Annotated in this window: 26 protein-coding genes and 1 pseudogene; 4 read left to right on the top strand and 23 right to left on the bottom strand. The window is 63.6% G+C overall.

Annotated features, from left to right (window positions below; all coding sequences use genetic code 11):
- Positions 1-362: 362 nt before the first annotated feature.
- Positions 363-1385, bottom strand: coding sequence for an IS110 family RNA-guided transposase (locus HWX91_RS37160; RefSeq protein WP_028200411.1), 1023 nt, complete (start codon positions 1383-1385; stop codon positions 363-365).
- Between the two features lie 226 nt (positions 1386-1611).
- Between HWX91_RS37160 and HWX91_RS37155 the strand changes: the two genes are divergently transcribed.
- Entirely contained in the window at positions 1612-2043 is a 432-nt protein-coding gene (locus tag HWX91_RS37155; protein WP_042277356.1) for a hypothetical protein, read from the top strand.
- A 184-nt stretch (positions 2044-2227) separates the two neighbouring features.
- Here the strand turns inward: HWX91_RS37155 and HWX91_RS37150 are convergent, their stop codons facing one another.
- Complete coding sequence (locus HWX91_RS37150) at positions 2228-3241, bottom strand: relaxase/mobilization nuclease domain-containing protein (RefSeq protein WP_028200413.1); 1014 nt, start codon at positions 3239-3241, stop codon at positions 2228-2230.
- On the opposite strand from HWX91_RS37150, the gene HWX91_RS37145 reads away from it, so the two are divergent.
- The 3 genes from HWX91_RS37145 to HWX91_RS37135 all read left to right on the top strand — a co-directional run bounded on the left by HWX91_RS37145 (position 3240) and on the right by HWX91_RS37135 (position 5194).
- A complete protein-coding gene (locus HWX91_RS37145) occupies positions 3240-3485 on the top strand; it encodes a hypothetical protein (RefSeq protein ID WP_028200414.1) in 246 nt (81 codons plus the stop codon). The genes HWX91_RS37150 and HWX91_RS37145 overlap by 2 nt on opposite strands.
- Positions 3486-4477: 992 nt before the next feature.
- Positions 4478-4681 (top strand): hypothetical protein, encoded by a 204-nt coding sequence (locus HWX91_RS37140; protein WP_028200415.1) that lies wholly within the window; start codon positions 4478-4480, stop codon positions 4679-4681.
- 84 nt (positions 4682-4765) lie between these two features.
- A complete protein-coding gene (locus HWX91_RS37135; RefSeq protein WP_028200416.1) occupies positions 4766-5194 on the top strand; it encodes a hypothetical protein in 429 nt (142 codons plus the stop codon).
- A gap of 78 nt (positions 5195-5272) precedes the next feature.
- Here HWX91_RS37135 and HWX91_RS37130 read toward each other — a convergent pair.
- The 21 genes and pseudogenes from HWX91_RS37130 to HWX91_RS37030 form a co-directional block, all read right to left on the bottom strand.
- Positions 5273-6063 (bottom strand): annotated as a pseudogene (locus HWX91_RS37130) (DNA adenine methylase).
- A 15-nt stretch (positions 6064-6078) separates the two neighbouring features.
- On the bottom strand, positions 6079-7128 hold the full coding sequence (locus tag HWX91_RS37125) for a relaxase/mobilization nuclease domain-containing protein (protein WP_028200417.1): 1050 nt from the start codon (positions 7126-7128) through the stop codon (positions 6079-6081).
- Position 7129: 1 nt separating this feature from the next.
- Positions 7130-7651 (bottom strand): hypothetical protein, encoded by a 522-nt coding sequence (locus HWX91_RS37120; RefSeq protein WP_028200418.1) that lies wholly within the window; start codon positions 7649-7651, stop codon positions 7130-7132.
- 10 nt (positions 7652-7661) lie between these two features.
- Positions 7662-9221 (bottom strand): LPD7 domain-containing protein, encoded by a 1560-nt coding sequence (locus HWX91_RS37115; protein WP_028200419.1) that lies wholly within the window; start codon positions 9219-9221, stop codon positions 7662-7664.
- Between the two features lie 45 nt (positions 9222-9266).
- Positions 9267-11180 (bottom strand): PriCT-2 domain-containing protein, encoded by a 1914-nt coding sequence (locus HWX91_RS37110; protein WP_028200420.1) that lies wholly within the window; start codon positions 11178-11180, stop codon positions 9267-9269.
- Entirely contained in the window at positions 11177-12958 is a 1782-nt protein-coding gene (locus HWX91_RS37105; RefSeq protein WP_102857452.1) for a type IV secretory system conjugative DNA transfer family protein, read from the bottom strand. Before HWX91_RS37105 ends, HWX91_RS37110 begins: the two co-directional genes overlap by 4 nt.
- Positions 12955-13356, bottom strand: coding sequence for a hypothetical protein (locus tag HWX91_RS37100; RefSeq protein ID WP_028200423.1), 402 nt, complete (start codon positions 13354-13356; stop codon positions 12955-12957). Before HWX91_RS37100 ends, HWX91_RS37105 begins: the two co-directional genes overlap by 4 nt.
- 14 nt (positions 13357-13370) lie before the next feature.
- Positions 13371-14510, bottom strand: a complete 1140-nt coding sequence (gene virB11 / locus HWX91_RS37095) for a P-type DNA transfer ATPase VirB11 (protein ID WP_028200424.1) — start codon at positions 14508-14510, stop codon at positions 13371-13373.
- On the bottom strand, positions 14507-15709 hold the full coding sequence (gene virB10 / locus HWX91_RS37090) for a type IV secretion system protein VirB10 (protein ID WP_028200425.1): 1203 nt from the start codon (positions 15707-15709) through the stop codon (positions 14507-14509). The genes virB11 and virB10 overlap by 4 nt, the downstream gene beginning before the upstream one ends.
- On the bottom strand, positions 15702-16538 hold the full coding sequence (locus tag HWX91_RS37085; RefSeq protein WP_030101808.1) for a TrbG/VirB9 family P-type conjugative transfer protein: 837 nt from the start codon (positions 16536-16538) through the stop codon (positions 15702-15704). The genes virB10 and HWX91_RS37085 overlap by 8 nt, the downstream gene beginning before the upstream one ends.
- Positions 16535-17269, bottom strand: coding sequence for a VirB8 family type IV secretion system protein (locus tag HWX91_RS37080; protein ID WP_028200427.1), 735 nt, complete (start codon positions 17267-17269; stop codon positions 16535-16537). Before HWX91_RS37080 ends, HWX91_RS37085 begins: the two co-directional genes overlap by 4 nt.
- Before the next feature lie 177 nt (positions 17270-17446).
- Complete coding sequence (locus tag HWX91_RS37075) at positions 17447-18091, bottom strand: TrbJ/VirB5 family protein (RefSeq protein WP_245621034.1); 645 nt, start codon at positions 18089-18091, stop codon at positions 17447-17449.
- Positions 18092-18153: 62 nt separating this feature from the next.
- Entirely contained in the window at positions 18154-19311 is a 1158-nt protein-coding gene (locus HWX91_RS37070) for a TrbL/VirB6 family protein (protein ID WP_028200429.1), read from the bottom strand.
- On the bottom strand, positions 19308-21779 hold the full coding sequence (locus tag HWX91_RS37065; RefSeq protein WP_028200430.1) for a VirB4 family type IV secretion/conjugal transfer ATPase: 2472 nt from the start codon (positions 21777-21779) through the stop codon (positions 19308-19310). The genes HWX91_RS37070 and HWX91_RS37065 overlap by 4 nt, the downstream gene beginning before the upstream one ends.
- A gap of 1 nt (position 21780) precedes the next feature.
- Positions 21781-22113: a VirB3 family type IV secretion system protein gene (locus tag HWX91_RS37060; protein WP_028200431.1), complete on the bottom strand. Its 333-nt coding sequence runs from the start codon at positions 22111-22113 to the stop codon at positions 21781-21783.
- Between the two features lie 13 nt (positions 22114-22126).
- Positions 22127-22468: a TrbC/VirB2 family protein gene (locus tag HWX91_RS37055; protein ID WP_025496128.1), complete on the bottom strand. Its 342-nt coding sequence runs from the start codon at positions 22466-22468 to the stop codon at positions 22127-22129.
- A gap of 35 nt (positions 22469-22503) precedes the next feature.
- Positions 22504-23175, bottom strand: coding sequence for a lytic transglycosylase domain-containing protein (locus tag HWX91_RS37050; RefSeq protein WP_025496127.1), 672 nt, complete (start codon positions 23173-23175; stop codon positions 22504-22506).
- A complete protein-coding gene (locus HWX91_RS37045; protein WP_028200432.1) occupies positions 23172-23750 on the bottom strand; it encodes a hypothetical protein in 579 nt (192 codons plus the stop codon). The genes HWX91_RS37050 and HWX91_RS37045 overlap by 4 nt, the downstream gene beginning before the upstream one ends.
- The gene (locus HWX91_RS37040) at positions 23743-24591 is read right to left on the bottom strand and encodes a ParA family protein (RefSeq protein ID WP_028200433.1); all 849 of its coding nucleotides are present in this window, start codon (positions 24589-24591) and stop codon (positions 23743-23745) included. The genes HWX91_RS37045 and HWX91_RS37040 overlap by 8 nt, the downstream gene beginning before the upstream one ends.
- Positions 24592-25049: 458 nt before the next feature.
- A complete protein-coding gene (locus HWX91_RS37035) occupies positions 25050-25361 on the bottom strand; it encodes a hypothetical protein (protein WP_025496123.1) in 312 nt (103 codons plus the stop codon).
- Entirely contained in the window at positions 25358-25600 is a 243-nt protein-coding gene (locus tag HWX91_RS37030) for a helix-turn-helix transcriptional regulator (RefSeq protein WP_028200434.1), read from the bottom strand. Before HWX91_RS37030 ends, HWX91_RS37035 begins: the two co-directional genes overlap by 4 nt.
- Between the last annotated feature and the right edge of the window lie 182 nt (positions 25601-25782).

The following is a 25782-nucleotide window of genomic DNA, read 5'->3' as shown; positions in this document are numbered from 1 at the left end:
CCGCTCCCGCCGGACAATCCGACGGGTAGCAAACTACGTGAGGCAACAGGTCAACGCGAGTTGCAATTCTGATGAGTCAATGCGCCGGCCGTGCTGCTTGACGCTTATATGAACGCCGCCCGGCTTGCAAGGTGATACCGTTGAGAAGTTAGACGAGGATTTGGTTGCACGCTTATATCCGGCGTCTACAGGCCAGCCTGCGCGCCCTGATGGAATTCGCCAAGAACGACCTCTGCTATCTAGCGCGCTCAAAGCGCTCAGCGTCAATCAGGTTCACGTTCTTGCGGACCAACCTGTCTCGCCATCACACCGTTATCGACCTTCGCAACCAGTCTGGAAACTCGTGTTTGATTCCCCGCTTCTTACGCGGTTTCTCGTGCTACGTAATCTTCCCGATAAGCGCTCTGATGCGCGAGTAGCGACCACGCGGTTCGCGCCATCTTATTGGCCAGCGCGACGGCAACGACATTCGTCGGACGCCGCAGAGAGAGTTGTTCGCACCAGGCACTTTTACGCCTGCTTTTGAACAGGACGGCTCTTGCTCCATGGATCAACAGCATGCGTATATAGGCGTCGCCGCGCTTGCTTATCCCGCCCAATCGAGTCTTGCCACCCGTACCGCTTTGTCTGGGGACCAAGCCGAGATACGCGGCAAGTTCACGTCCCGATTTGAATGCAGAGGGATCGCCAATCGTCGCGACCAGGGCTGTCGCTGTCAATGGTCCAATACCTGGAATCGCAGCGATCCGCCGACATGCCGCCTCCTGCCGCTGCCAGGCAACGATCTGCCTTTCCAGTTTCTTGATCTCGTCTTCGATACGATCGATGAAATGAAGTTGCTCACGTAGAGCAGAGAACAACGTGCCCGGAACAACCTGCTCAATTTCCGGGAGCCGCTCGCGGACTTCGGCCAGCCCGGCAATGCGCCCCGCTTTGAGCGCCACGCCGAATTCGTATAACAGGCCGCGTAGCTGGTTCACCTGCATGGTACGTGACTTGACCATCAGCGAGCGCATGCGATGCAAGGCCAAAGTGGCCTGCTGCTCCGCTGACTTCGGTGCTACCGAACGCATGCCGGGCTGCTGTGCCGCTGTCCAGATCGCACGAGCGTCAGTTGCATCCGTCTTGTTATTCTGGACGAACGGGCGGATGAACCTCGCGTGCAGCAATACGACTTCATGACCCAGCGCCACGATCTTACGTGCCCACCAGTGTGCGCTCCCGCAGGCTTCCAATGCCACAAGCCCAGCAGATCGTTGACCAAGGAATTCTATAAGTTGTTGCTTCGAAAACCGCCGATTTACGATCTCACCGGTTTCCACTTCAACCCAATACATTTGGAAAGTGCGTTTGGCAATGTCAAGCCCGAACGTCGTAGTATTCATGATGGTCCCTCCGTTCCTAAGTGGTCGTGACACTTCCACTTTGGCACATTGATGCCGTTCGGTTCTGGAGGGACCCAACATCTCTCCAACGTCGCATATGCGCCGCGCACGAATCCCTCTGAGAGAGGGCGGCGTTCATACCATCTGTCTAGCAAGGATAGCGCGCACCGAATCACGCTCTTTATCTGTAGTCGACCGCATATCTCCACAGTCCATCGATCGAGGAGTGAGGCAGTGGAAATTCTTAAATGTGCCGTTAGGCGCGCTGATCGCTCTTGCGAAGGGCATCCAGTTGTTCGACAGCCACAGCCGTCGCCGTTTCGGCCATCGCTTTTTCACGCTTCGCGCATTCTGGCTGGCTGCACTGGGCATCAACCTCATGTGGCTGGGACATTATTGCTATGCGAATGCTGTACGCGATCATGCCTCCATTAATGAGGGACTCGTCCTCTTCGTTCTGAGCATCGTCGCTATTGTCTGGATGGCCTATGAAAACATCTGTGAAACGGATCTTGCCCACGGACTGGCCGGCTCGGCATTGCAGTTAGCGTTGTTCTTCCCCGTGGCACTTTACAGCCTCCCGCTCCTCCTGATTGCTATGGCAATTGTGCTGTTCGCATCCTTCAAAGCTGGGCCGGCGTGGCTCGTCCATCGCTAAGCGGCAGTTAGCATTCCACACCGGCGCTCTATATCGTGCCGTCTCGCTCTGCACGCAGCACACATTGGAGCAATGCCTCTGGGTAATCTGACCTATTCCAACTGAAGGGGATCAGTTCCTTATGCGAAGTGGTACTGTTCGCGCCTCTGGCCGTGATCCACATGTCTATTATCATCTCCGCCGATCAGCGCTCCACATCCGGCCCGACATCGTTTGACCGGCCATCGCTTTCCGATACCGTGCGAGCCGGCTGGTCCTGCCCGATATCTCGCTCTCGTTCCGCTGCATGCCTGTCACGCTGTACCGGCATCGCGCCAACGAAATACGCCATTTCAACCGCCATCACACGATCCTCGCTCACACGAGATTCTGCCATCGCGTAGGCGAGCTGGCGCCATGCAGCAAACACCCCACCGTGTGCAACCCAACGCGCCTCGCGCTGCGCATCGTTTGCGACGGCCCGCCAATACTTCGGTACCTCGCCGCGCTCCATCATATGCACGATTTCTGGTATGGAATACCGTTGTGTGACACCGCGGATTCGCCCGGAGGTGGCGTTCGCCCCCACACCATGCGCCCGAAGTTGCACTGCAAAATACTCACGCCACCGCTGAAGATCCTGGTGACGTGGATTCAACCGACGACCGTCCGGCTCTCGCACCTGCACACTCAAATACACATGCGGATGGGCCTCATCGTCGTGTGCTGCAAAGACATACGCGCGTCCGTCGCCAAACTCGTGCGCCGCAAAATCACGCGCCGCATCGCGCACAGCCTGCCGGTTCGTTCCCGGCGGCATCGACAAAAGGATATTGAATACTTCGCGGCGAGTGCTGGTGTCCGGTATCCCCCATCCTGCGAACTGCCAAGTTTTCGTGAGGTCGCGCAGCGCATCGACGCCGGAAATCCGGTCGCCGTTCTGATCTTCCAGATCGACCTGGCCGTTACGCGAAATGTAACGAAGATGCCGACGTACAGCTCCTATTCCCTGGGCACTAGACGCCCTGTTGGTGATGTTGACCATCACCTCCGGGGTCCGCTTCAGCGTTCGAGCCAGTTGGCCGCGCATGCGTGAAGCCTCATCCCGAATGTCCGCTCGTGAAAGCCGTGACGCCCGCGCATGCCTGAACGGCTCCTGAAATAACCGATCCCCCCAGTTCAGGAGCATCGCGCCGACGTAAATTTTCGGATAAGGCATGTTACCGGCTCCATCGATCGAGGTTGGCGCGAATCACACCCACGACAGCACGCAGATGCGCGTCAATCTGTTCCCGGATGCCTCCAAAATCAGCCAGTTCCTCGCACGTGAACTCCGCTCCACCGCCGCGCGTAAGCTGCCCCAACGACCGGCTGACGACAGCGAGCTGCTGGTTCGACGCCGACAGCAAAAGCAGTTCCCGGCCTCCCAACTGGGGCTCCCGCGCCAGCTGCGCGCGGATTAGCGCGACGATCCACCGGATTTCGATACGAATGCGCGACTCTCCGGCTATCGGCTGTGCGAGCCCAGATTCGATCGCAACAGGTCGATCGCCGACGATCGCGGCCCGAAGGCGCCTTTGAATCGAAGACTTTCAGAGTCGGCACCGGAATATCCTCCTTTCCGAAAGCGTCCAGCATGCGTGCGGCGTGCTGCTGCACACGGGAAATGGAACGTTCGCCAAAGCCCTGCTCTCGCATCGCTGCGCTCAGGACGGCCAGGTGCAGCACGCGCCCTTCATCCGTCCGTTACGCGCCGCGAGGACGCTGCGACTCAGGCTCTGCGGCAGCCTCTACATGCAGGTCGGCATGAGGTTTCAGACCTACGATCGCATCCCGCAACCCGTTAAAGTCAGGGGCACACGCCGCGTAACTGCCACCGGTCAGTCGCCCGACGGTGTTCGAGACGTCGGACGTGGTTGGCACGCTACGACCGGAACTCGTGGCACTGTGCTGGCGCCGATTGCGAGGTGCAAGCCGCTACCGCTTGCGCTGCAACCCGGGCAGTGTCGAGCCGGCGATGGCGGAGTTCACCTCGTCCTAGCAGGACAACATCTGACACTGGGCTTGCGTGACCGCGCTGGCGTAATCCGTTCTTGTTTTGCACCAGACATATGGGCGTTGCCTTGTGGCCGCGAAGCCCGATATTCGCGAATGCTGACGGCAACTGCGTTCCGCCGTAGCCCGCGGACGGTTCGCCGATGAAGCGACTTGAGGAAGCGCAAATGCCCGGAACAGACAGACACGATACTCTCGTCGCCAGTTAACTGGCCGCACTCAAATGGCCCGCGCCCCAACGGAGCCTCGCCGCCCACAGTGAGCCCGCCTCCCAACAGCAGGGTCGGCTCCATGGTCAGCGTGTCTTCGGTGACCGCTGATCGACTGTCGCTATCTTCGCTCGACTCGCTCGTCAAGGGAAATCAGCACTACAGCAACGGTGATGGTTGTATGACCATGGATGGCAGTCCTCGCGATTATCTCCATCCTTGTCGTTCCCGCATTTGCAGACAACGGACTTCTGGCTTCGCTTGCCAGCGGCATCATTGCAATTGCGATGCGTTTCATGGTCACGTACGCAATCGCTGCGGCAACGCAGTCGGCAATAGCCGTCCATGTTCGCCGCCACTACATTGCATTCGTCAGCCAAACGTCTATTATTTGACGGGTAAAACTTTGCTCCCGGCTGAAGCCCTCCGTGCGGGCCGGGACATCCTGACGTTACATTTCGTGCCCGAAGGAGCACACCATGGGCTTCCTGAAACTGGCGTTGATCATTACTGCCCTCGTCGCCGTGGCGAAGGGGATCCAGCTATTTAACCCGCATTGCCGGCGCCGTTTCGGACACACGTTTTTCACCCTGCGAGGATTCTGGCTCGCGGCCATCACAATCAATCTCATCTGGTGGGGACTGTACTTCTGGGCCAAAGCGACCCAGCAACACACTCCCACGTCCGACGGGCTGATTCTCATCGCTCTTGGTTTTGCTGCAACCGCGTGGCTGCTCTATGAAAACATCCGCGACACGAATCTACTGCATGGCATCGGAGGATCATCCCTTCAGCTTGCGCTGTTCTTTCCGTTGGCCGTATGCAGCTTCCCCCTCCTTCTAGTCGCGATGGTCGTCATTGTCGTCGCCTCGTACAAGGGTGGCCCCGCCTTGTTCATCGATCGCTGAAGCTGAGGCATCCGCACACTGCTGGCCCGAAGCCGGGCCGAGACACGGGATAAGTTCCCGTGGACATCACCTTCCGCCTCAGAACAGCCCCGCAGGGTCCTCCGCTCTATCCAAGCTATAGATGATCAGCTCTCCGTGCATAACGGTGTTGGCCGGACCGCCAACGGTATACGCCAGTTCAACTCGCTCTCTGTCAAAGCCTGCGAACAGATCGTGAAATGCTGCGTGATCATTAGCGTAAGGATCGCACGCCCCTGCAGCCCCCTCGACGCGGCTGCCATTCGTTCATCCTGTCCGAATTCGAAGGGCACACCGTAGCCCTCTATCTGCCAGTATGGCGGGTCGAGATAGAAGAATGTGTGCGGCCGATCGTACCGGGTCACGCATGTCTGCCAGTCCAGTTTTTCGATGTAGGCGCCCGACAGCCGAAGATGTGCCGCAGATAGCGTCTCTTCGAGACGCAGAAGATTGAAGCCGGGTGGCGAGGTCGTCGCCGTGCCGAACGTGAGCCCTTCCACGCGTCCGCGGAAGCAGTTCTGCTGCTGGTAGTAAAACCGCGCGGCACGCTGGATGTCAGTGAGCGTATGCGGTGGCGTATCGCTCAGCTACCGGAACACCTCCCGGCTGCTCAACGCCCACTTGAATTGCCTCACGAACTCCTCCAGATGATGCTGCACGACGCGGTACAAGTTAATCAGACCATCATTAACATCATTTAGGACTTCTACCTCGGCGGGCGGCCGCATGAAAAACAATGCGGCCGCACCGGCAAACACCTCCACGTAACAAGTATGCGGCGGAAAGCGCTGAACGAGCACGTCCGCGAGCCGCCGCTTGCCACCTATCCACGGAATGATCGGCATCGCCATCACGGCCTCCGCTGCCTAGCGCTCCACCCCGGCATCCGGCTCATCCGGAAACAGTTCCCGTTGCCCTTCACTACGGCCTGCGTGACGCAACCCCTGCGCGTGAACTGGTTTGCGACGCCGTCGCTGTTCGTGTCGCCCGTTACGCTCCACCGATGGCCCTTCGTGCTGCACCGGCATAGTCTGAACGAAGTCCATGACCACTGCCGCCAGGCCGCGATCGTCCGAACTCTGCGAGCCAGCCATTGCATGCGCCACGCCCTGCCACGCTTCGAGCGCACCGGCGTGCGCGTCCCACAAGGCAAGGCGTGCGTAGTCGTCGAGCTCCGGCCGCCAGTAAAGTGGTGCATCACCACGTGCAACCATGTGTACGACGGCCTGTTTCGGATGGCGGCGCGTCTCGCCCCTGGCTAGTCGGTGCGTCGCATTGGCTTCGACACCGTGCTCGCGCAACTGCCTTGCAAACCGCTCGCGCCAGCGCTGCAGATCCTGCTTTCGCGGATTGAGCCGCTTTCCGTCCGATCCGCGTACCTGGACCGTCAGATGCACGTGCGGATGCGCCTCGTCATCGTGCGCGGCAAAGACGTACCGCCTGCCGTCGCCGAATTCCTCCGCCGCGAACGCGCGCGCGGCGTTGCGTACCGCCTGCCGGTCTGTGCCGGGCGGCATCGAGAGCAGCACGTTGAACACTTCCCGCCTGCGGCTTTCTTCCGGGATACCCCAGCCACCGAGGTGCCATGCATCCGTCAGATCGTCCAGTGCCTCACGGCCGAGCATGGTCGTCCCGTCCTGATCCTCGAGCTCGACCCTCCCGTTACGCGAGATGTAGCGCAGATGACGGCGCACTGCGCCCATGCCCTGTGCGCCGGACGCCTTGTTCGTGATCTTGACCATCACCTCCGGGGTACGCCTGAGCGTGCGGGCAAGCTGCTCGCGCATGCGTCGTACATCGCGTTGCAGTTCGCCGCGTGACATGCGCGGTGCACGCACATGCCGTAGCGCATCATGAAAGAGCCGGTCTCCCCAGTTCAGCAGCATCTGGTCGACCCAGGTTTTCGGGAACGACATGCTAGCGGCTCCAGCGATCGAGGTTGGCGCGCAGCACCTGCATGACCGTGCGCAGGTGCGTATCAATCACGGCACGCGTGTCCTCAAGCACGCGCCCCGCCTCGCGCGCGCCACCGTGCGCCTGCAACCGTCCGAGCAGCGTCACGATCGTGGCCAGATGCTGGTTCGAGTCTGCAAGCAGTCGCATCTCGCGCTCGCCCAGTTGCGGCTCATGCACGAGCTGCGCGCGGATCACCGCAACCATCCAGCGATTGACATTCATTCCACCAGTCAATGCACGTCGTCTGGCCACTTCGAGTTCTTCCTGGGTGAGACGGATCTCGATGCGTTCGCGATGCCCGTCGACCGGAAGGCGAAGATGCCCGGACACAGGCACCCCGTCTTGCGACTCGCCCTGGCTCAGCACACCGTGGACCAGTTGCCGGACAGCGTCGGCCGCCGTTACGCCATGAAGCGCACACCATGCCTCCCAACGTGATTTCGCTCGCCCAAGATCCACACACAGTCGCGCACGTGTGGGCATGCCTGTGCTCCTACAGAGACGGTGGCGCGGGTTCTGTCGGGCCACGCTCTACCTCACGGCTCGGGACGCGCTCCGTAGCCGTGCGGGTCCGGCGGCTGCGCGTAGAGGGCGCCTCGGGATCGAATACGTGCGGTCGTGGAACCGTGACACCCTCGGACTCGAGCGCGCTCAGCAGCCGTTGCGCGCGCTGCTGCACGCGTGCAATGGATCGCTCGCTGAAACCTTGCTGCCGCATCGCGGCGGTCAGCACCGCCATCTGCACGACGCGCTCCCCGGGAGACGCGATGGAAGGCTCGCGCCGACGGGCGGTCTGCGCCTCTTCGGGCGTCGCCGGCATAGCAGCTTCACTTCTTCCGGCTTCGCCCTGTCTCTCTGTCGCCCTAGGGCGCGACGGTGTCCGCTCCTGTCCCACGACATCGACCTGCCAGGTATTGCGATAGACCTCACTTTCCTCTTCGCCGATCACGTTTCCCGTCGCGTCGAGAACCGGGACCTTCACTGTCACGAGACGCCGGCCAAGGTTTTCGAGCATGACCTGCTGTCCGGCGAGCACGCCGGAGTCCGCCACGGCCCGTTCCAGATCCACACCCCAGACAACATGGTCCGCACCACCAGTATCGCGATAGACGACGTAATACGAATCGCTGCGCGCAGGATTGTGCTGATATGGCGCACCGCCATGCTCGACCAGTTCGCCCATATAGCGCTGCCGCTCCTGTCCCTCGGACTCGGCAACGCGCGGCCCCGTTTCGGAGGCTGGAGCGGTTCGGGGCGGCTCCGCCGGCGCGGGCGGAGCCAGCGCACGAGCCTCTGGCTGCCGGGGAGCATCGCGCCTCGCCGGTTGCGCCGCCTGTGATTCGGTGGGGCCAGGCGCCACCTCGGGCGCTTCTGGTCGATTCGCAGGATCCTGCGCGGCCGCGGTCGTTTCCATCACGTCGATGCGGTTCGTCATCCGGTCACGGCGGCCTTCGGCCAGACGGGCGAAGTCGACTGCCTTCGGCTCGTATCCGCTCACCTCGATGCCGAGCAGCGTTGCCTGTACCCACACCTCTCGCCGGAACTGCTCGTGACCCGACACCCGGATCCGCCCCCAGGCCTTCGCACGGGCCATGTCGACCATCGACTCGACGACATCGGGCCGGTTGTGCTCTGTGACCAGATACCGGCCGATGTCCTCGAACGCGAGCTGATGCGGCGCATCCTTCAGGAAATACTGGTTGCCCGCCCGCAGGTAGCGCTTGCGCACCGTCTCCGGCGGACTGCCCAGCGGTGCCCAGCGCGTTGCGGATGCGTCGTCGGTGCCACGGGACGCCGCCTGAGACGCCGGTTGCCGTACAGTGGCCTGCGACGGGGCGTCCGCCTGGATGGCCTGATCGCGCAGCCGCGCCCGCGCTGCATCGAACTCGCGGCGCCGGCGCGCGGCCAGTGCGTCGGCCTCGGTCTGATCGAAACGCCTCGCGCCCGCGGCCCCGCCCTGCGGATCCGGGATGGGTGGCGGGTCCGGCTCGATCACGTTGATGACAGGTTCGTCGGCATGCGGGCCGGAAGAAGTTGCGGTTTCATCCATCATGGATCTCCCTCTGATCACTGCACTGGCGGGCAGAGCGTCGCACGCTCAGCGTTGCTGCCCCTGTCCCTGCTCCTGCTCGCGGCCGGTGCGCTCTTTCGACTGCGCGAGTGCCGCAGCCCGTGCTTCCCTCACCCGGGTCCACGACGTGGCCTGCAGCTGGTCAAGAGTTGCGTCGAGGTCGTTTCCGAAACCCACCTCGCGGGCAGACTTCTTCAGCGATGCCACCGTGCGCTCGAGCTGGTCGCGCGCACGGTCCCACGGATACACTTTCGCCCGTGCGCCGTCGTAGCCGACCTGCACCTCCGCCCCATTGAGGCGCTGGTTCTCGTCCATCCACCGCAGCCGGTCCGAGACGAACTCCATGTCCGACTTCTCATGGAACACAACGCTACGCGTGGACACCTCCTGGATCAGATAGTGCTCCGTGTTGAACACCTCACCGCGGTACGGGCCACCGTTCTCGCGGGGCGTCGCCATACGGATCTGCGCGCCGAAGCGGTGCTGCGCGAGTGCCCTGATCTCGCCTGGTACCTCGTCCAGTCCGTACAGTGGTTCGCCCACCTGCCGGCGCGCCGACGCGTCCACGCCGCGCTCCGGTGCGGGAGCTGGCTTCGACGCATCCACTTCCCGCCGGTCCGGGTCCGGCGGCTGCGACTGTGCCTGGGCAGTTGCCGGCTCTGGTGCCGATGCCGTGCTCTCCTGCCGCGTCGGTTCCAGCGCATCCTGATGGCCGGCCCGACGACGCGAAGTACGGTGCCGACCGGAAACCTCTCCATCTCCCACGAGTTTCTCTTTCACATTGCCCATTGCATGGTCCTCCTTCAGTGCATGATCTTCCTTCAGTGCGCCGTCCGATCCCTGTGCAACCACGGCCTGTCCGTCGGCTACATCCCGTTGCGGTGCTCCGTACAGCGACTCCCGTAAAATCTCACCAACGACACCGGGCCCGGAGAGCACCGCCATGTCGTCGAAATCAGTCGGCACCTCGCCGGCAATCCGTGCCTGCGACGCGAAGCGTGGCTCGGCCAGCAGCGATGACGTGCCGAGCGCGGCCTGCTTCGCATGCTCATACCCGGCACCGAGATCGGCGAGCACCAGCATCTCCGCTTCCGGGTACCGGCCGCGCCACATCGCCGCCACCGGCCTCAGGTTGCCGCTCGACAGTGCGGCGACGCTGAACCAGCCGGTCGACTGCCATGCTGCCAGCGCCGTTGCCACGCCTTCGGCGATCAGGATGGGCGTCACGGCGCCATCACGGAACCGGTCTGGTTCCACCACCCAGTAGCCGCCCGACTTCGCGCCACCTGCGAGAGCCGACTTGCGCCCTTCGGCATCGATCAGTTCCAGCGTCGAGAGGGTGTCGCCGATGCGGACCGGCACGACCAGCACGCGGCCCGTGAGCAGCTCTTCGGCACTACGCGGCGCGTATCCGAGCAGCGCGTGCAACTCTTCGGCCTCCAGCTCGCGCAGCGTCGGAACTGCCCTCACCTGCTTGCGTCCGAGATACGGATGTCCGGGGCTCACCGGCCGCGCCCACTTCCAGATTGCCAGCGCCTCCCGCGCGACCGCAGCCTGTTGCGCGCGCACGCGAGCCTCGACCCTGCCGTCCTGCCCCGCCCCGTCCACGGATTGACGGGGCGGCGACACGCGCAGCCGCTCCGCAGGATCCATCGCTGCGCGCGAGCCCCTGACATCGAAACCGTGCTGCTGTGCGAGCCAGAAGAGAGAGGCAAGCGTCTTGCCGCCTGACTCGCCAGCCGAGCGCCACGTCACCCGCGCCGCACGCTCGCTGTAGTTGTGGGCGGTTCGGCTCCACTCGTCCCAGATGTCGAAGCCCGCTTCGCCAAATCCCTGCTTGAGCGCGAACGCCATATCGACCCACGTCATGTAGTCCCCGGCAGGGATCATGGCGAGTGCCGCACGGGCGCGTTCTTCTTCGCTCAGATATTGGGCATTCATCGGCGTTCTCCGTGAAGCGGCACGACGTTCGAGCCGTCAGCCGTGCGCGATGCCGCTCGCCCACGTGGCGTACGCGGTGCGCCGGAGGCGCGCCTGGTCTTGCGCCCAGGCGCCCTTTCAGTGGGTCGCAACTCCGCGACGTCGAGATCGGTCGGCGACAGCCGCCGCGCCGCCATGGCAACGCGCGTAGCTGGCACACCCAGCAGCATGAAATGTCGCTCGACGTAGGCGGCCGCCTCTTCGTCACTCACGTCGTTGAGATCCCGCGGCAGGTCGCGCGGATCCCAGGCCTGCAGCACTTCCAGATACTCAGGGGGAATGTGCATCACACCGGCTTCGTCCACGTCGTCCGGTTGCACATCCCTCACCCGCCGCTCGACCTGGGTGATGAAACGCACGAGATCCATCGCTGGAATTGCTGGCGCAGCCACCAGGCGTGACGTGAAAACGGGATCACGCCAGTAGCAGATCCGCTCCGCCAGGATCGGCTTCGTGTTTTCGAGCAGGATGATTTCGCTGTCCCGCCCGAGCTCCTTGAGTTCCTGTGGCAGCAGCAGCGGCCGGCGCTGCTCGGAGAAACTCTCGCTCGACCCGCCGCGACCGCCGAAGATCGCGTTCGATCGGCTCACGCTGCGCGAGCGGTCTGTGAAGGTACCGAGCATCTCCGAGTATTCGTTCGCGTCCTTCTGCTCACGCGGCGCGTAGATGATCTGCATCGCGTGATTGGTGACGAACGTCCTGGCATCCGCCCGGCCATAGACCGACTCAAGCTGCGACACCGACTGCACGATCGAGAGCAGCCTCAGGTTGTATCCCGCCATATAGGAAACAGCGCGGGCGATGATGTGGATCTTGCCGACCGACGTGAGTTCGTCCATCAAAAGCAGGCACTGGTACTTCAGCTCCGGGTTGTCCTGCGGCAGTTCCTTCGTGTTCAGGTTGACAACCTGCGAGAACACGAGGTTCACCAGGAGCGCGGCCTCCGTCAGATGGTCCGGTGTAATGCCAATATAGACCGACATGCGGCGCTTCCGGACGTTACGTGGGTCGAAGTCGCTGGCACTCGTCGCGGCGTCGACAATCGGATTGGCCCAGATCGTGAGCGGCGCATTGAACGTCGCGAGGATGCTGGCGAGCACCTTGTCGTCGTTCGCGAGAAAGCGGTTGAGCGCGTCGGCGCACGCGCCACTGAGCAGCCGCCGGTTCTGCAACAGCGCCTGCTGCAGGTATGCCTTGACGGGCATGCCGTTTCCCGATGACTGCCGCAGTACCTCACCCATCGTCACCGGGTAGTCGGGCACATCGGTGTTGCCGGTGCGACGCACATCGCGCCACTCGCACAGCAGCAGCACGATACCGAGAAAGAGGTTGCGTGCCTGGTCCTTCCAGAAGTCGTCGTGACCGCCGACCGGATACAGCGCGTAGCCAATCGCCAGGATGTCGCCAACGCGGAATACGCTGTCCGGGATCGCCGACAGCGGGTTATACCGGTGCGTACGGCCGTCCTCCGCAAACGGGTTGAACAGGTACACATCGTGCCCGTGCGCACGTCGGAATCCCGCAGTGAGATTGAAGTTCTCCTGCTTGATATCGAGCACAATCACCGAATCCGGGTAGCTGAGCAGATTGGGCACCACGATGCCCACACCCTTGCCCGAACGGGCCGGCGCTGCGAGCAGCACGAACTGCTGCCCGGTGAACCGCAGATAGCGGCCACGCCAGATGCCCACGACCAGCGGCGGGTCGCTGTACGCGCCTGAAGTCGCCCTCGTGTTCATAGCAGTCCTGCCCGGCGGATGTCCGCCTCGTTTGCGAACCGCGCGCTGCCGTAGAGGCGCCGGCGCCTGGACTGTTCCAGAAGCGTGTAAACGCCGAGCGCGGGCGCGCCGAACGCCAGCAGCAGGCCGAACAGCGCGGCCCCGGCGAGCCGCCGCCCCTGCTTCGGCAGGTGTCCGTCGTACCAGGCCATCGCCGCATCCGGCCACGCATGAAACCCGGCATGAAGCGGGTTGACGTGCTGACTCGCGACGAAGAAAAACGAAGCCAGCCAGAGGGCAAGCGTCAGCCCGGCCGCCGCAGCGGCCATGACCGCAAGCGTGACCAGCACAAGCATCACGTGGTAGCCGATCGCCTTGCTGGTCGACCGTCCCGTTGCAGTTCCCTTTCCGATGTCCATGGCCTGTTACCCCTTCACCGGAAATCCGCGTGATAGTCCGTCTGATGGCGGCGCAGCGGATCGAACCAGACCTCCGTCATCGACCAGCGTCGGCCGGTCTGAGCGCCAGATTCATCGAAGAGTGCGGTGGCCTCCATGTGCGCCACCACGTCGATCGTCATGAAGAGCAGCCGACGCAGTGCGACGTCGTCCCATGTGGCGGCTTCGGGATGTTCCTTCGCCATCAGCGAGAACCGCTCGATGGCGACCGATGCGCTGGACGCGTGATAGCTCGTGATCGAACCGGAGTGCCCGGTCGTCAGCAGCTTCAGGAAGTCGTACGCTTCGCTGCCTCGCAGTTCGGCGAGCAGCACTCGATCAGGGCGCATGCGCATCGAGCTTGCGATCAGATCCGCAGGTGTCACCCGTGCGTGGCCGTGGCCACCCTTGCTGTAAATCAGGTGGACGCAGTTCTCGATGTGATGGATAAAGAGCTCGCGCACATCCTCGATCGTCACGATCCGTTCAGTAGCCGGGATGGACCGGCACAGCGTCTTCATGAAGCTCGTCTTGCCCGAGCCCGTACTGCCCGCGATCACAAGGTTCAGCCGGCCGCGCACCGCCCGCTCGAAGAACGCAGGGAACTCGCGCGCTTCGAGGCACCTGGCGAGATCACGATCCAGTTGACGCAGTGCCGGCATTGCCTCATCGAGTCCAGCCGGGCGGTGCCACGTGGTCTGCGCGAACAGGCCCTCGTTGCAGTAGGCGTCGAGTGTCTTCTCGCGCGACGACGGACGGCGGATCGTCACCGATACGGTACGCGGCGGCACCACCGGCGGGATCACGATCTGGACGCGCGCATCACCGGGCAGCAGCGCGGAGAGCACCGGATGCAGCGCCGAGACCTCCTGGTTCGTGAGGGTGGCGATCGCCACCGCGAATGACATCAGGCGCTCGAAGTCGAGGTCCGCACAGTCGTGTGCCTGCCATCCGAGATGGGTTTCGGTCAGCACGCGCTGCGGCCGGTTGATCACCAGCTCCGTGAGCGCCGGGTCTGCGAGCAGCCCCGCGAGTGGGCGCATCAGCTCGCGCACCGAAGCATCCTCTGCCAGCCTCGGCAGCAGGCCGTCGGCCGGTACCGGCGCTTCGCTCAGGATATGGGCCGACGCGTTCATCGCGTACCCCCTGGCTCCAGCGCGTAGACCGGACTGAAGTCCAGATCCCGGGCAACGATAATCGCGAACTCGGCCCCCTGGTTCTGTGTCAGTGTGGGCGGAATGTTGATCGTGCTGTCAAGCACGCGCGAGGCCATGTCATTGCCCTGCTGCTGCGTGTTCTCGAATACGACCGAGCCGTTGCTGTTGCCGCCACGCGTCGCGAGATACCCGATCGCATCCTGCGTCATGCCAAGCAGCATGGCCGCGCCGATACGCTCGCCCCAGTGATTGTTCACGTAGCCGCTCACGCCGATGCGCCCCAGCGCGTCCGCCGCGGGAGAATCGATCTCGACGGTCACACCTTCGGGGGTCTTGATGCGTGCCGACAGGATGAATACCCGCTTCTGTCCGGGCGCCAGGTTCGAGCGGTACTCGCTGTTAATCTGCGAGCCGCGCTCGATCAGCACGACACGGCCGTCATCCGAATAGACGTTCTTCGTCACCGTGCAGGTCGAGATACCCGCCTGGGTCGAATCAAATGCCGTATCGCCTGCACAGTCGATCTTGGCGCCTTCCGCGAGGATCAGGCTGCGATTGCCGAGAAAGCCCGCGCGCACTTTGGACGTCACCGTCGGCGTCAATGCCTGGGCCAAAGGACCGCTTCCCTGAGACTGGCTGCCGGATACGACAGTCGCTCCCGGCGAAACGCCTGGCGCAGATGCCGTCGGGCCTGCCCCTTCGTCGGCAGGGCCATTGCCTGCGCCCGTACCTCCGGTGGCGAGTAGCGGTGCGTCGTAGTAGCTGCGAGCTGGTGCAGTGTGTACGGGTGCCTGCCGCGTCGATACCGCAGCGGGAGCCGACGCAACGGCGGCTGCTCCCGCCGGGCTGGTTGCGGCGGCAGCAGCCGATGCCGGTGGGTTCCCGTCGCCGAACACCCGTCCCTGGGACGGCTGACCCTGTACGGCATCCCGTCTGGCCTTCTCCGCCGCATCGTGCCGCACAAGAAACCCGTGGATCGTCCAGGCCGCTCCACCGATCACGAGAGCCACGATGACCAGCGGCGCAAGCCACCAGGCACGGGCTCGGCCACCCTGCTGCCCCAGTTCCGGCATGCCGCGATCGATCGGCTGGTTCGCAAGGTCACCGTTTATGGTATCGGTGACCTTCGCCGGGTCAGTATCAGGCGCAATAACATTGCGCGACGTTTCTTCATTCATGACCGTCGCTCCGCAAGACACGCTTCACACCGCTGACCGTCGTACCATCCGCCGGTGGCACGCCGTCCACATCGAACGCGTCGTTCCACAGACCGACTACCTCGTCACCGAGGCGCAGGACGAAGCGCCGGGCCACCTCGTGCACGACGATCACGTCGTCTTCCATGTGCCGGTCAACCACGCTTTCGCTGCTGTCATCGGCGACGCGGAAGATCGCCGGAATGCGGCGGTTGTTCGGAATGCGGATGTAGGTGAAGCGCCCGTCATCCCATGCCGCCGTCGGCGCGATATCCTCCGAGTGCGGCATCACCTGCATCGAGTAAGCCGTGTTGCGCACCGCCGGCGCCTGGTCGAGACGCTGGCGCACGAGGGCGGCGTCGTCTGCGGCCTTTGTCTTCACCGCCTGTGTGTCCGGATAGACGAACGTGATGCGGTACATCTCGTCGTCGTTGCCGAAACGGGCCTTCAGCGGCAGTGCGACCAGGTCGAAGCTGTAGCTGTGCCGGTCCGTCCGGATTTCGAGGTTCGTGTCGTGCGCAGCACGCTGCGGCTTGAGGTAGACGTCGTGGTCGCCGCGGTTTGCGACCACCTGCCATCCGTCCCGGTCGCCCGGGGCTACGACGAGGATGTGCTCGGACGGATCCAGCGCAATGTGCGTGGCGAAGCCGCGTTGCGCGATGACCCGCACCACCTCGTCCTGCCGGTACACGACCTGCCGTACGCGCGAGTCACCCGACCAGCCAGGCACGTCGTAGGCAAAGGCGCCGGCGCATCCCCCTGCCAGCCCGGTCACCAGCGCGGCGGCCCTCACCAGTGTGTTCAGTCTCATGGCGCACCTCCCGCAGCAGGTGACAATGTCGGCGACGCCGCCGCAGGGGTGTATTCGGGATCGCGGCTATACGCCGTCACCCTGAAGCCGAAGGGATTCTCGATGGCCGTGCGCTCCCGCGTGAAGACGGACGGCCGGTATGTGAAAGCGAGCGTGATGACGAAGCGCTGCGGCGGCTCCGCGTTATCGATGCCGTTCTTCCAGGTCGTGCGTTCGATATGCACGACAGCACGGCCGGGTTCGTCCGGCACGAGCGTCGTCGAGAGGATGCGGATGCGCCGCTGCGTGTTCGCCCCGAGCTGCCGGTCCAGCGCGTCGGGGCCGCTGTAGATCGACCGGTAGTTGCGCGCGACCCGGTCGTCGCTCATGTCGAGCACGCGGTCGTAGTCCATCTGCAGCAGGCCCCAGTCGTAGCGCTCGCGCGAGCGCACGTAGACTTCCACCCAGTGCTTGTCCTCGATGTCCCGCATGTGCATCTGCTTCGCGTCGAGCACGTCGATCATCTGTGCTTCACCGGTCAGACGGTCGACCTCGATCGGCAGCGGCACCACCCGGTAGAACGGGACCATCACGGCCAGTGCGACAGCACACAGGATCGCGACCACAACGGAGCCCATGGCCACGTGCCACGCACGACGCTCCGAGCGCTCCTGCAGGTGCGTGACCGACACCTCGAAATCGAGTGCGCGGCGATAGTCATGTGATTCACGGGAGTCACGCTCACTGCTCATGACCGCCTCCATCGGACGGGGGAACCGGTGCTACGCGGTTCACTGGAAAACGGTGCAAGCCGTCTGGTAGGACAGGTTTGGGCGGGCTTCCCGAGCAGCCATTAATCAGTAAAACTAATTGAATGGTAATGATGGCCACAACAGAACGGATCATGTCAGCCTCCCCAGTTTCCGAACTCAGTTACCAAAGGCCGCAGGCACCATCTGGTCCTGCAGCCGTGCGGTATTGCCGGCGCGCTTGAGCACAAGCTCCTGCTGCTGCTCGGCAATCAGCCGGTCCTCGGAATCTGCGAGCATCCTGAAAAGCTGCAGCTTCGTCATTTCATTGCCAACCGCCGTGCTCTCAATCTGGATGCGCGCCTGCAGTTCCCCGATGCCTTTCTGGTCCTGGGTCACATCGATCTGCTGCATCAGGCCCTGGATCTGGTCGAGTTCCTGGAGCTCCGTCTGATACGCCTGCGTGCCGAAGGCCTTGTCCTGAAACGGCTTGTTCAGCGCGCGCTGGCAGACCTGCAGGTCAATGCCGCGCTGGTCCTCGCAGTTGTAAATTTCGCTCGCCGAGCGCAGCGTCTGCGCGGTGCCCGTCAGACCCGCATATCCACCGTTCTGGATCGCCGTGTAGACTGACTGCCAGTTCGACGGCAGCGAGTTCGACAGGACCGGATTGCTCATCAGTGCGCCGAAGCCGCGCGTACCGCTGAGGGACTGGTACAGCTGGAGTTCCTGCTGCACTTCCTGTTTCAGTTGCCCGACCGTCGCAATGGCCTGAACTACGTTTTGCGCGTCGTAGACCGGAATGCCCTGCGCACGGGCCAGCGGCATCGTTGCGACGGTCAGCACTGCCGCTGCAACGGGGACAAGACCGGTTTGCATCAGTAACCTGATCATGATGGTGACCCTCCTGAGTTGTCCTGGTCGCCGAGGTGCTCGCGGGCGACACGCTGGTAGGCGGGTATCGAGCGATCTCTCGCGCCGCCGTCCGAAATCTTTCCGCCGGGCCGACTCGGACCGTGCCCAAGACTCACGAGCGAGCCCAGGCCCCGAACCGCACCGCGTGACGCAAATCCGGCGACGAAGGCACCAAACCCGGACAGCGTGGCACCGCCAGCGAGCCCCGAGGCGACAGCCGGCAACTGCCAGCCGATGGTTGCCAGCAGCAGGGACGTGATAAACAGACCGAATGCAGCCCCCCACGGCGCAATGGCGGTCAGTACAGCCTGGCCCGCTGCTGATAGCGCCGAAGCGTTCGCGTCTGGCGATGAAGTGGTGACGTTGAACGGCACGAGGTCGGCTGAGAACGCCGTGAGTGCCATGCCAAGAAATGCTGCGATGAGGATCTGCAGCAGCGCATAGTTGGCAATCTTCGCGGTCCACGCCTCGAAGAATCGGGCGGTTGGGCCGAATGCGCCACAGGCAATGAACAGAGGTCCAAGACCGAGCACCAGATCCAGCAGCATCCTCGCCATCGTGACCTCGAAGGCCAGGACCATCAGGAAAATGGCTCCCCCCAGCCCTACGAGGAACCCGCCGACCAGATCACCGATGCCGGCAACAAAGCCACTGATACTCAGGCCTTCGTGCGTCGCCTTGTCGAAGTAGGCATCCATCACGATGTCGATCTGCCGGTCGTAGCAGTCAAGGGTCTGGTAAATGGCGGATGCACTCGTGCCTGTCACGCTGGTGCCACTCACCGTTCCGCAGCCCGCGTTGCCTGCACCGGCATTGGCCGCCGCCGTCTGGATCGTCTGGGCGAGGCCCGTCGTTGCGCCTTCGACTACCGTGACGACCTGGGACTGGTAAATACCCGCGCCGAGCGCAAAGGCAAGCATGATGGCCATCTTCAGGCCACGCCACGCGAATGCAGGTACCGACTCATGGGCCTCGCCGCGTACTACGGCGAACCCGTACGTGAGGATCCAGATCGACAGGGCCGTCGTGACAACAGGTACCAGCGCGCTGGACAGGGCTGAGGACACGCTCGTGACATACGTTGACATGCCGTTCTCGAGCGTGCCGCCGACTGCAGCGAAAAGGCCGCTCATCGTGCTGCCCTCCTCGACACACGCGGGGTCGGTGCATTCAGGGCGCCCCCGGTCGCACGACGCTTCGCCAGCCGCTCATGAAACACGGGGAGCCACACACCGGGATCGTCGCCCACCTCGGCACGGATCCCGTCGAGCAGTTCGACGTTGTCCGTCGTCCCCGACAGGACGTCGAGCACGTCGCCGAGCCCGGCGAGATCCAGCCTGCCGATGGCCGCACGGTGGCCCTGCTTCACAAGGAACAGGCGGCTGTTCTCGCCGAGTGAGCGGACGATGTTGAATTCGGCCTCGGTCAGCTTGAAACCATGCACGTAGTCGTCGTAATCGGCGCGCGGATTCGGCAGGAAGAAGAACGTCGCGGTCTGCTCGACCAGCGCCCGCGCGATGTCGCTACGCAGCACATCGGCCGGGGACTGCGTATCGAAAATACCCAGACCATTCTGCTTGCGGATCGTCTTCTGCTTGTCCTTTGCGAAATCCGTGAAGACCGGATCGCCCAGGCGCTTCCAGAATTCGGTCATCACATAGACAAGGCGGCGCCCGTCGATCAGGCTTTCGGTCAGCTGCAGCAGGTACATCGTGACCGGTGTCGACACCTCCGGGTCGTCGAGTAGCTCCGTATCGTCGAAGCCGAATAGCTGGTTGTGGCTGAAATCCAGCAGGTCCGACGGGTTGTCCAGTACCCACCCGAGCCGCCCGCCCGCGCACCACTTCGTGAGGCGTGCATGCAGGCTGTTTTCGCCCACGGCCGGGAGCAGTTGCCGGACCATCGACAGGCGCCGCAGCGGGCGCTCCATGCGGGAGACTTCTCGGACCGCCCGTGATATGTCGAGTTCGTCCTTCGCCGACAGCAGCGTGCCTGTGTCGACCAGACGGCGCACCAGCCGCTCCCAGAAGTCCAGCACCGCCTCGTCCGGATCGAGCTGAAACGGATTGAGTCCCGTCGGGACACCCCGTCGAAACACCGTGTAACGACCTCCCATCGCCCGGATCGCGATCTCGGTGCCCCGGTCCTTGTCGTAGACGACGCCGGTGAGGCCATACTTCATCGCCATCGCCAGCAGGAACAGTTCCAGAACCGTCTTGCCGGCACCGGCCTGCCCGATGATCTGCGTGTTGGCGAGTGCCTTCTCGTCAGCAGACTCCTTCTTTTCCGGCGTCGCATGGAAGTTCAGGTACAGGGGCTGGCCACTCGGCGTCTTCACGATCGTGATCGCCTCGCCCCACGGATTGCCGTCGCGCTTGCCGGTCGCGAAGTTGTGCAGGCTCGCGAGCCCGCAGAAGTTGCGCGAGGTGAGCTTTGCCTCCCGGGGCCGGTAGCGCCAGTTACCAGGCAACTGCGCGAACCAGGCTGCGTCCGCTACCAGATCGACCCGCGCCGTCTGGAAGCCCACGTCCGCAAGCTGCGTGCGCGCCTTCGCTACGTGCCGCGCGACTTCGTCCGGGCGGTCACCGAGCACGGCGAGCGAATAATGATACTCACCGAGGACGAAATCACCATTGATCAGATCGTCCAGCGCCTGGTCCATTGCCTGAACCTGCGAGACTGCCACGTCCTCGCCTGCAATCATCTGGTTGCGCTGACGTTCGAGTGCCTCTTTCGCTGTGGGACGGTCGAGGATCGTGAAGCTCTGCGTCTCGATGTACTCGAAGTCACCGTAGAGCAGACCATCAAGCATCCCGGGCTCGGTTTCTTCCGGGTAGTCCTTCAGGTCCAGCAGCGCCGCATAACGCGTTGCCCCCGGCATCCGAATCTCAACCTTCTCGGTGTGGAAGAAAAGCCGCGACGTCGGCAATGCCTCGGCAATGCGGCCAGATGGCACCGGCACGGGCTCCCATGCGGCGTTAATGAGATAGCCCAGGAACTCCAGCGCCGCGGAGAACCGGACAGGACGCCGCGTGTAGCGGACCTGCTTCCTGTAGACGCCAAGCGCCGCCGGATCCCACGGCTTAAGGCCGGATTCGACCTGCGCGGCAAGCTCCGCCATCACCTTCAGGGCCTCATGCTGGTCCCGCCGGATATCATCGGAGGTACGCCGCGCCGCCTGGCTGAAAAGACGTCCCAGGCGCGTGCGGCGCGGCCGGTATACGAGCGTCAGGAAGAGTTCGTTGGCCATCATCCGGTAGCCGGCAAAGCTCGCGTAGTAGCGCGTCGCGAGTTCCTGGCAGAACCGGTTGCCGTACGGCGTGGCGAAGTGGTCGGTCACGCGCCGGCGGATCCTGTGCGACCACAGCCCGACGTGCCCGCCTGGCAGGCTGCGCACGAGCTGGTTGAATCCTTCGTGACGCACGAGGATGTCGCCCGGATCAGCAGCCTCGAAGGCAATGCCGGCGATCTTCCAGACACGCAGATAGTCCCCTTCGCGCGTGCGGATCACGTAATCATTCACGTGCGACGAAAACGGCACGAAGTCCGCGAGCACCACCTCACGTTCGGCCACGTCGATGAATTGCGGCTGCGCGCTCATGTCAGCCCCTCCTCTTGACGCGAACCGGCACGTAGGCGTGCGCGCCCCAGAAACGACGGTTGCGCTGGCGGATTGCCATGCGAGCGCACAGGGCACACTGCGCCAGACGCTGGTCGTCATGGCGCGTGATCGAGCGCATCGTCACGAAGACGGGGATGAGGAGCAGCACGATGCCGACACCCACCGGCGGACTCGCAAGCAGCGCCCAGATCGCGGGGATCAGGATGCCGCCGCCGACCATGAGGAACGGCACGAGCGGCACACCCCAGAGCATCGCGGGTCGCGTGCAGCCCTTGAAAACTGGATCCCTGAGTGGATTCACGCGCGGATTCATGTGCGCCTCCGCATCAGCTCGTCGGAATCAGCATCGCCGCGATCACCGTGGCGCAGCCCACGAACAGGCCGCCGATGAACACGTTGGCAATGTCGCCAAAGCGCGCGTGCTGGAACATCATCTTGAAGCCCGCCCAGATGATCGAGATCGAGCACACCACCGCGCCCACGCTAAGGAGCGTGGTCTGGATCGTCGTGAGCAACGTGTTGACCTGCGAGAGCTGCGCGTAGGCCGGTGTCACCGTCAGCATCACCATGGGCACAATCGCGAGGCTGCGCCAGGCATGTCGCGCCGATCCACGTGTCCGAAACTGCGGTGAAATCCGTCTGTATTTGATATGTAGTCCTGATTTCATGGATTGCTCCTGTCACACACGTTGTCCCTGCTTTCTCAGAACACCACAGCGCTTTCCTGTGTCATGTCGTCTGCCTGTCCGGCCTTCTGGTCCGTCCTACCGCCCGTGGGGGACCCGAGGCCAGCGCGACCACGGGACGGGTCAGATCGCGCCGCCTCCGGTCGGGAGGGAATGACGGGAATGGGCGAAACATCGGTGGCAATCGCCGGAACCACCGGATCGGGCCGTGCAGCCTGAGCGACGACCCGCTGCACATAGCCCGTACGGAACCCGCTGGAAAAGTCGCCGCTCGCGTAGCACGAGAGCCCCGCGCGCAACGCGTCTTGCGCCTGGGCGTGGGTCCGTGCATTTGCCCGCGTTTGTGCCTGTTTCGCGCGCTCGAAGCACTCCAGGAGGATCGCTGCGCCGGCGGCGAGATTCCGGCATGGATCGAAGACCGTCTCCGGGGTCAGGCCGAAACGGATCCAGTTCGACCGGTTCACCTGTGCGAGACCCGCGCTGTAATTCCACCCGGCGGCATCCAGCGCGCGTGCTGTCGCTACGGCTTCACCAAGGTTCACTGGTTGCCGCTCGAGACGGCCATGCACCACCCCGATCGCGTACGGGTTGAAGCCTGACTCGACCGGCACGACTGCGGCCATCGTGGCGGGCGCCACGGCAGGCGCGCACTGCTGAGCCAGGACTAGGAATGCGGCGAGCGGAATCATTCGCCACCACCCTGACCGCCCGAGCTTTCGTACTCGCGCTCCAGAAAGAGGCGGGCCGACTGTGTCGGGTCGTACGGGATCGCCGTACCACCAGCCCCGTAGAACTCCGTGATCGTACGGTCTGCACCTCTCGCGTCCCACCACACACGTGTGTACAGCGAGCCGTCGATCTCGACGCTGATTGCACCGCGCGCATTGCACAACAGCTCACTCTGCTCGGAGCCGCCCCGGTACAGCAGGTCCTCGCGGCAGTACCCCGCACTGGCAAACATGTTCACGGCCGAAGTCCCCTGCGAGCCACCCGCTCCGAAATCGCACGTCGGAAAAGGATCACCGTGCCGCAAAGCGGCCCACAGCTTCTCGATCGGCGGGACACACTCGCCGTACTGTTCAGGGCCGCCGGGACTGGAAAGGCACAGGATCACCTGGCAGCCCCAGTCGTCGGCATGGGCTGTGCCGGGCACCAGGATCGATGTGCCGAGGAATGCGGCAAAGACGACCGACCAGCGGCGCAGCGCCCGCAGCAGCCCTCGACCGGCGACGGCAATGTCCGTTGCGACGGCAGCGTTATGCATCGCACACCTCAGCGTGGTGGGCGGCAGGCGTGGCGACGTCCCGGATCGCATCGAGCCGGTGCGTGAGCGCATCGAGACACGCGGCCAGCGCCCGGCTGTTTTCAGGCACATCTCCATCCTGTGCTGGAGACTGGCCACGCGCCAGGGCGGGATGCTCGACACGCCAGACGGACGTCAGGTGCGGCAGATACACGTATCCGTGAGGAGATGCCGGGTCCGCGATCAACCACTCACGCAGCGTCGTCTCCATCACCCTCGCCCACGCCTCGTCCAGTGACGCAGGAGCGGCCACGACTGGCATAAGCCCGACAAAGTGCAGCGCCGGATTCAGTCGCGCCCGGACGTTCCGAACCCCGTACTTGCCGTTGATGACCTCCGAGGCGCAGCCGATGCATCCGGGCGACACGGCTACGGGGCTCACCACTGCGTCCACGAGAGCCTCGGCACAGACGGCACGCAGGTCAGGCAAGACGGGAGCGTCGATCAGACAGACATCGAACCACGGTGTCACCACGGACAGCAGCTGACGCAGGTTGGCGTAATAGCGCGTACGGGCGGGATCGTCGGGCGACTGCAGACCGTCGATGGCGTCGGCGTTGAGCACGTGTATGCGGCCACCCGATGAGGATCGGGGGCCCTCCTGCGGCGCGGGCGCCCGGTTGCCGGACACGATCGCGTCGGAGCGGCAGCGCGCGAGCAGGTGCGCGCAGCGCGGCGGCTCGGCCAGGTCCAGTACCAGCACCCGCCAGTGACACGTGCACTGCAGGTGGCGGGCGAGCAGACAGGTGAGGGTCGTCCTGCCCGAACTGCCCTTCGCCGAAATGATCAGAAGCGATTTCATGGTTCATCGTCCTCAGCCGCACCCGCTGTCGATGAACCTGCGAAGAAAAAAGGAACCCGCGGCGCCGAAGAGGCTGACCGCGGGCTTAACGGGGGATCATTGCATCAGCACCAGAAAACGGAAAAGCCTGCAGATGCAGGCTTTTTTGCGAATGCGTCACGGCACACCACGTCGTCGCACAGACATCGAAACTACGGGGCCGCTAACGCGTACTCGGTCGTGCGTGGCACGTTGACCGGATCAGATTGTTGGCTTCAATCTAGGCGAGTACGCGGCACAATGCAAGAGCCCTCGGGCGCTCCGCTACCGCTCCATTTACTCACGTGTTCCCAGGTGTTCCCACGTGTTCCCAAAAAAATTCAGATAGCGATGTTCAACTGCAAGCTGTCTGTAGCGGCCGCACTGCTCACGCACTGCGGAACAGCACCACATGAACTACAGCCGAACGAAGGCGCGAACTATTGTTCGTCCTCCCGGAGGGGATGGCCACAATCCCCGGCGAGGGCACGTGCCAGCGCTGCGCGTGCGGCCGCAAGTTCCAGGTCAAAGCATTGCGCCGGGCGCCGCGGAATACACAGCCGCCGGCAGACCACTTCCCGACGCGCATGCCAAAGATAGACCATGCGCAGCATGTCGCGATGTCGGAGATGGAGCGTGCGCCAGGCCTTCGTAATCCGCGCCGCATCGACCGGATCGAAGGCACCGCGCGATGCGTTACCCCAGTTCTCCAGCCGCCGGGCAAGTGGTGCCGAAGCGAGATCGCGACTCATGGCGCGCCCCCCACGTCGTCGTCGCGCTCTCGTGCAGGCGCCCGGTAACGCGCCGGACTCTCCAGAAACTGTTCAATGTCCCCCGCACGCCACCCCACCAGGCGGCCGCCCAGCGGTATGGCCGGGGGAAATGTTCCCGCCTGCATGCGGCGGTAAATCGTTGAGCGCGACAGCCCAGTTCTCTCTTCGACCTGCCGGCGGCGCAGGATCCTGTGCGCATCACTGTTCGCAATTGACATGGCCTTCCCCCAAGAAAAGATGCCGGCCTGGCGTTGCCGGTACATGGGGGCATTCAAGCAGCGGTCGAGTCCGACTTCCAAACCCGTCTTATCGACGGGAAGCTCCCGTCGGAACAGGCCGAACGACATACGGGCGAGGCGAAATACATCAGCTATTGACGACGGTGATCATCGCAATCAAT

Source organism: Paraburkholderia fungorum (genome assembly GCF_902833645.1).
Classification (GTDB): Bacteria; Pseudomonadota; Gammaproteobacteria; order Burkholderiales; family Burkholderiaceae; genus Paraburkholderia; species Paraburkholderia fungorum.
This window is presented reverse-complemented; position numbering and strand designations above follow the sequence as displayed.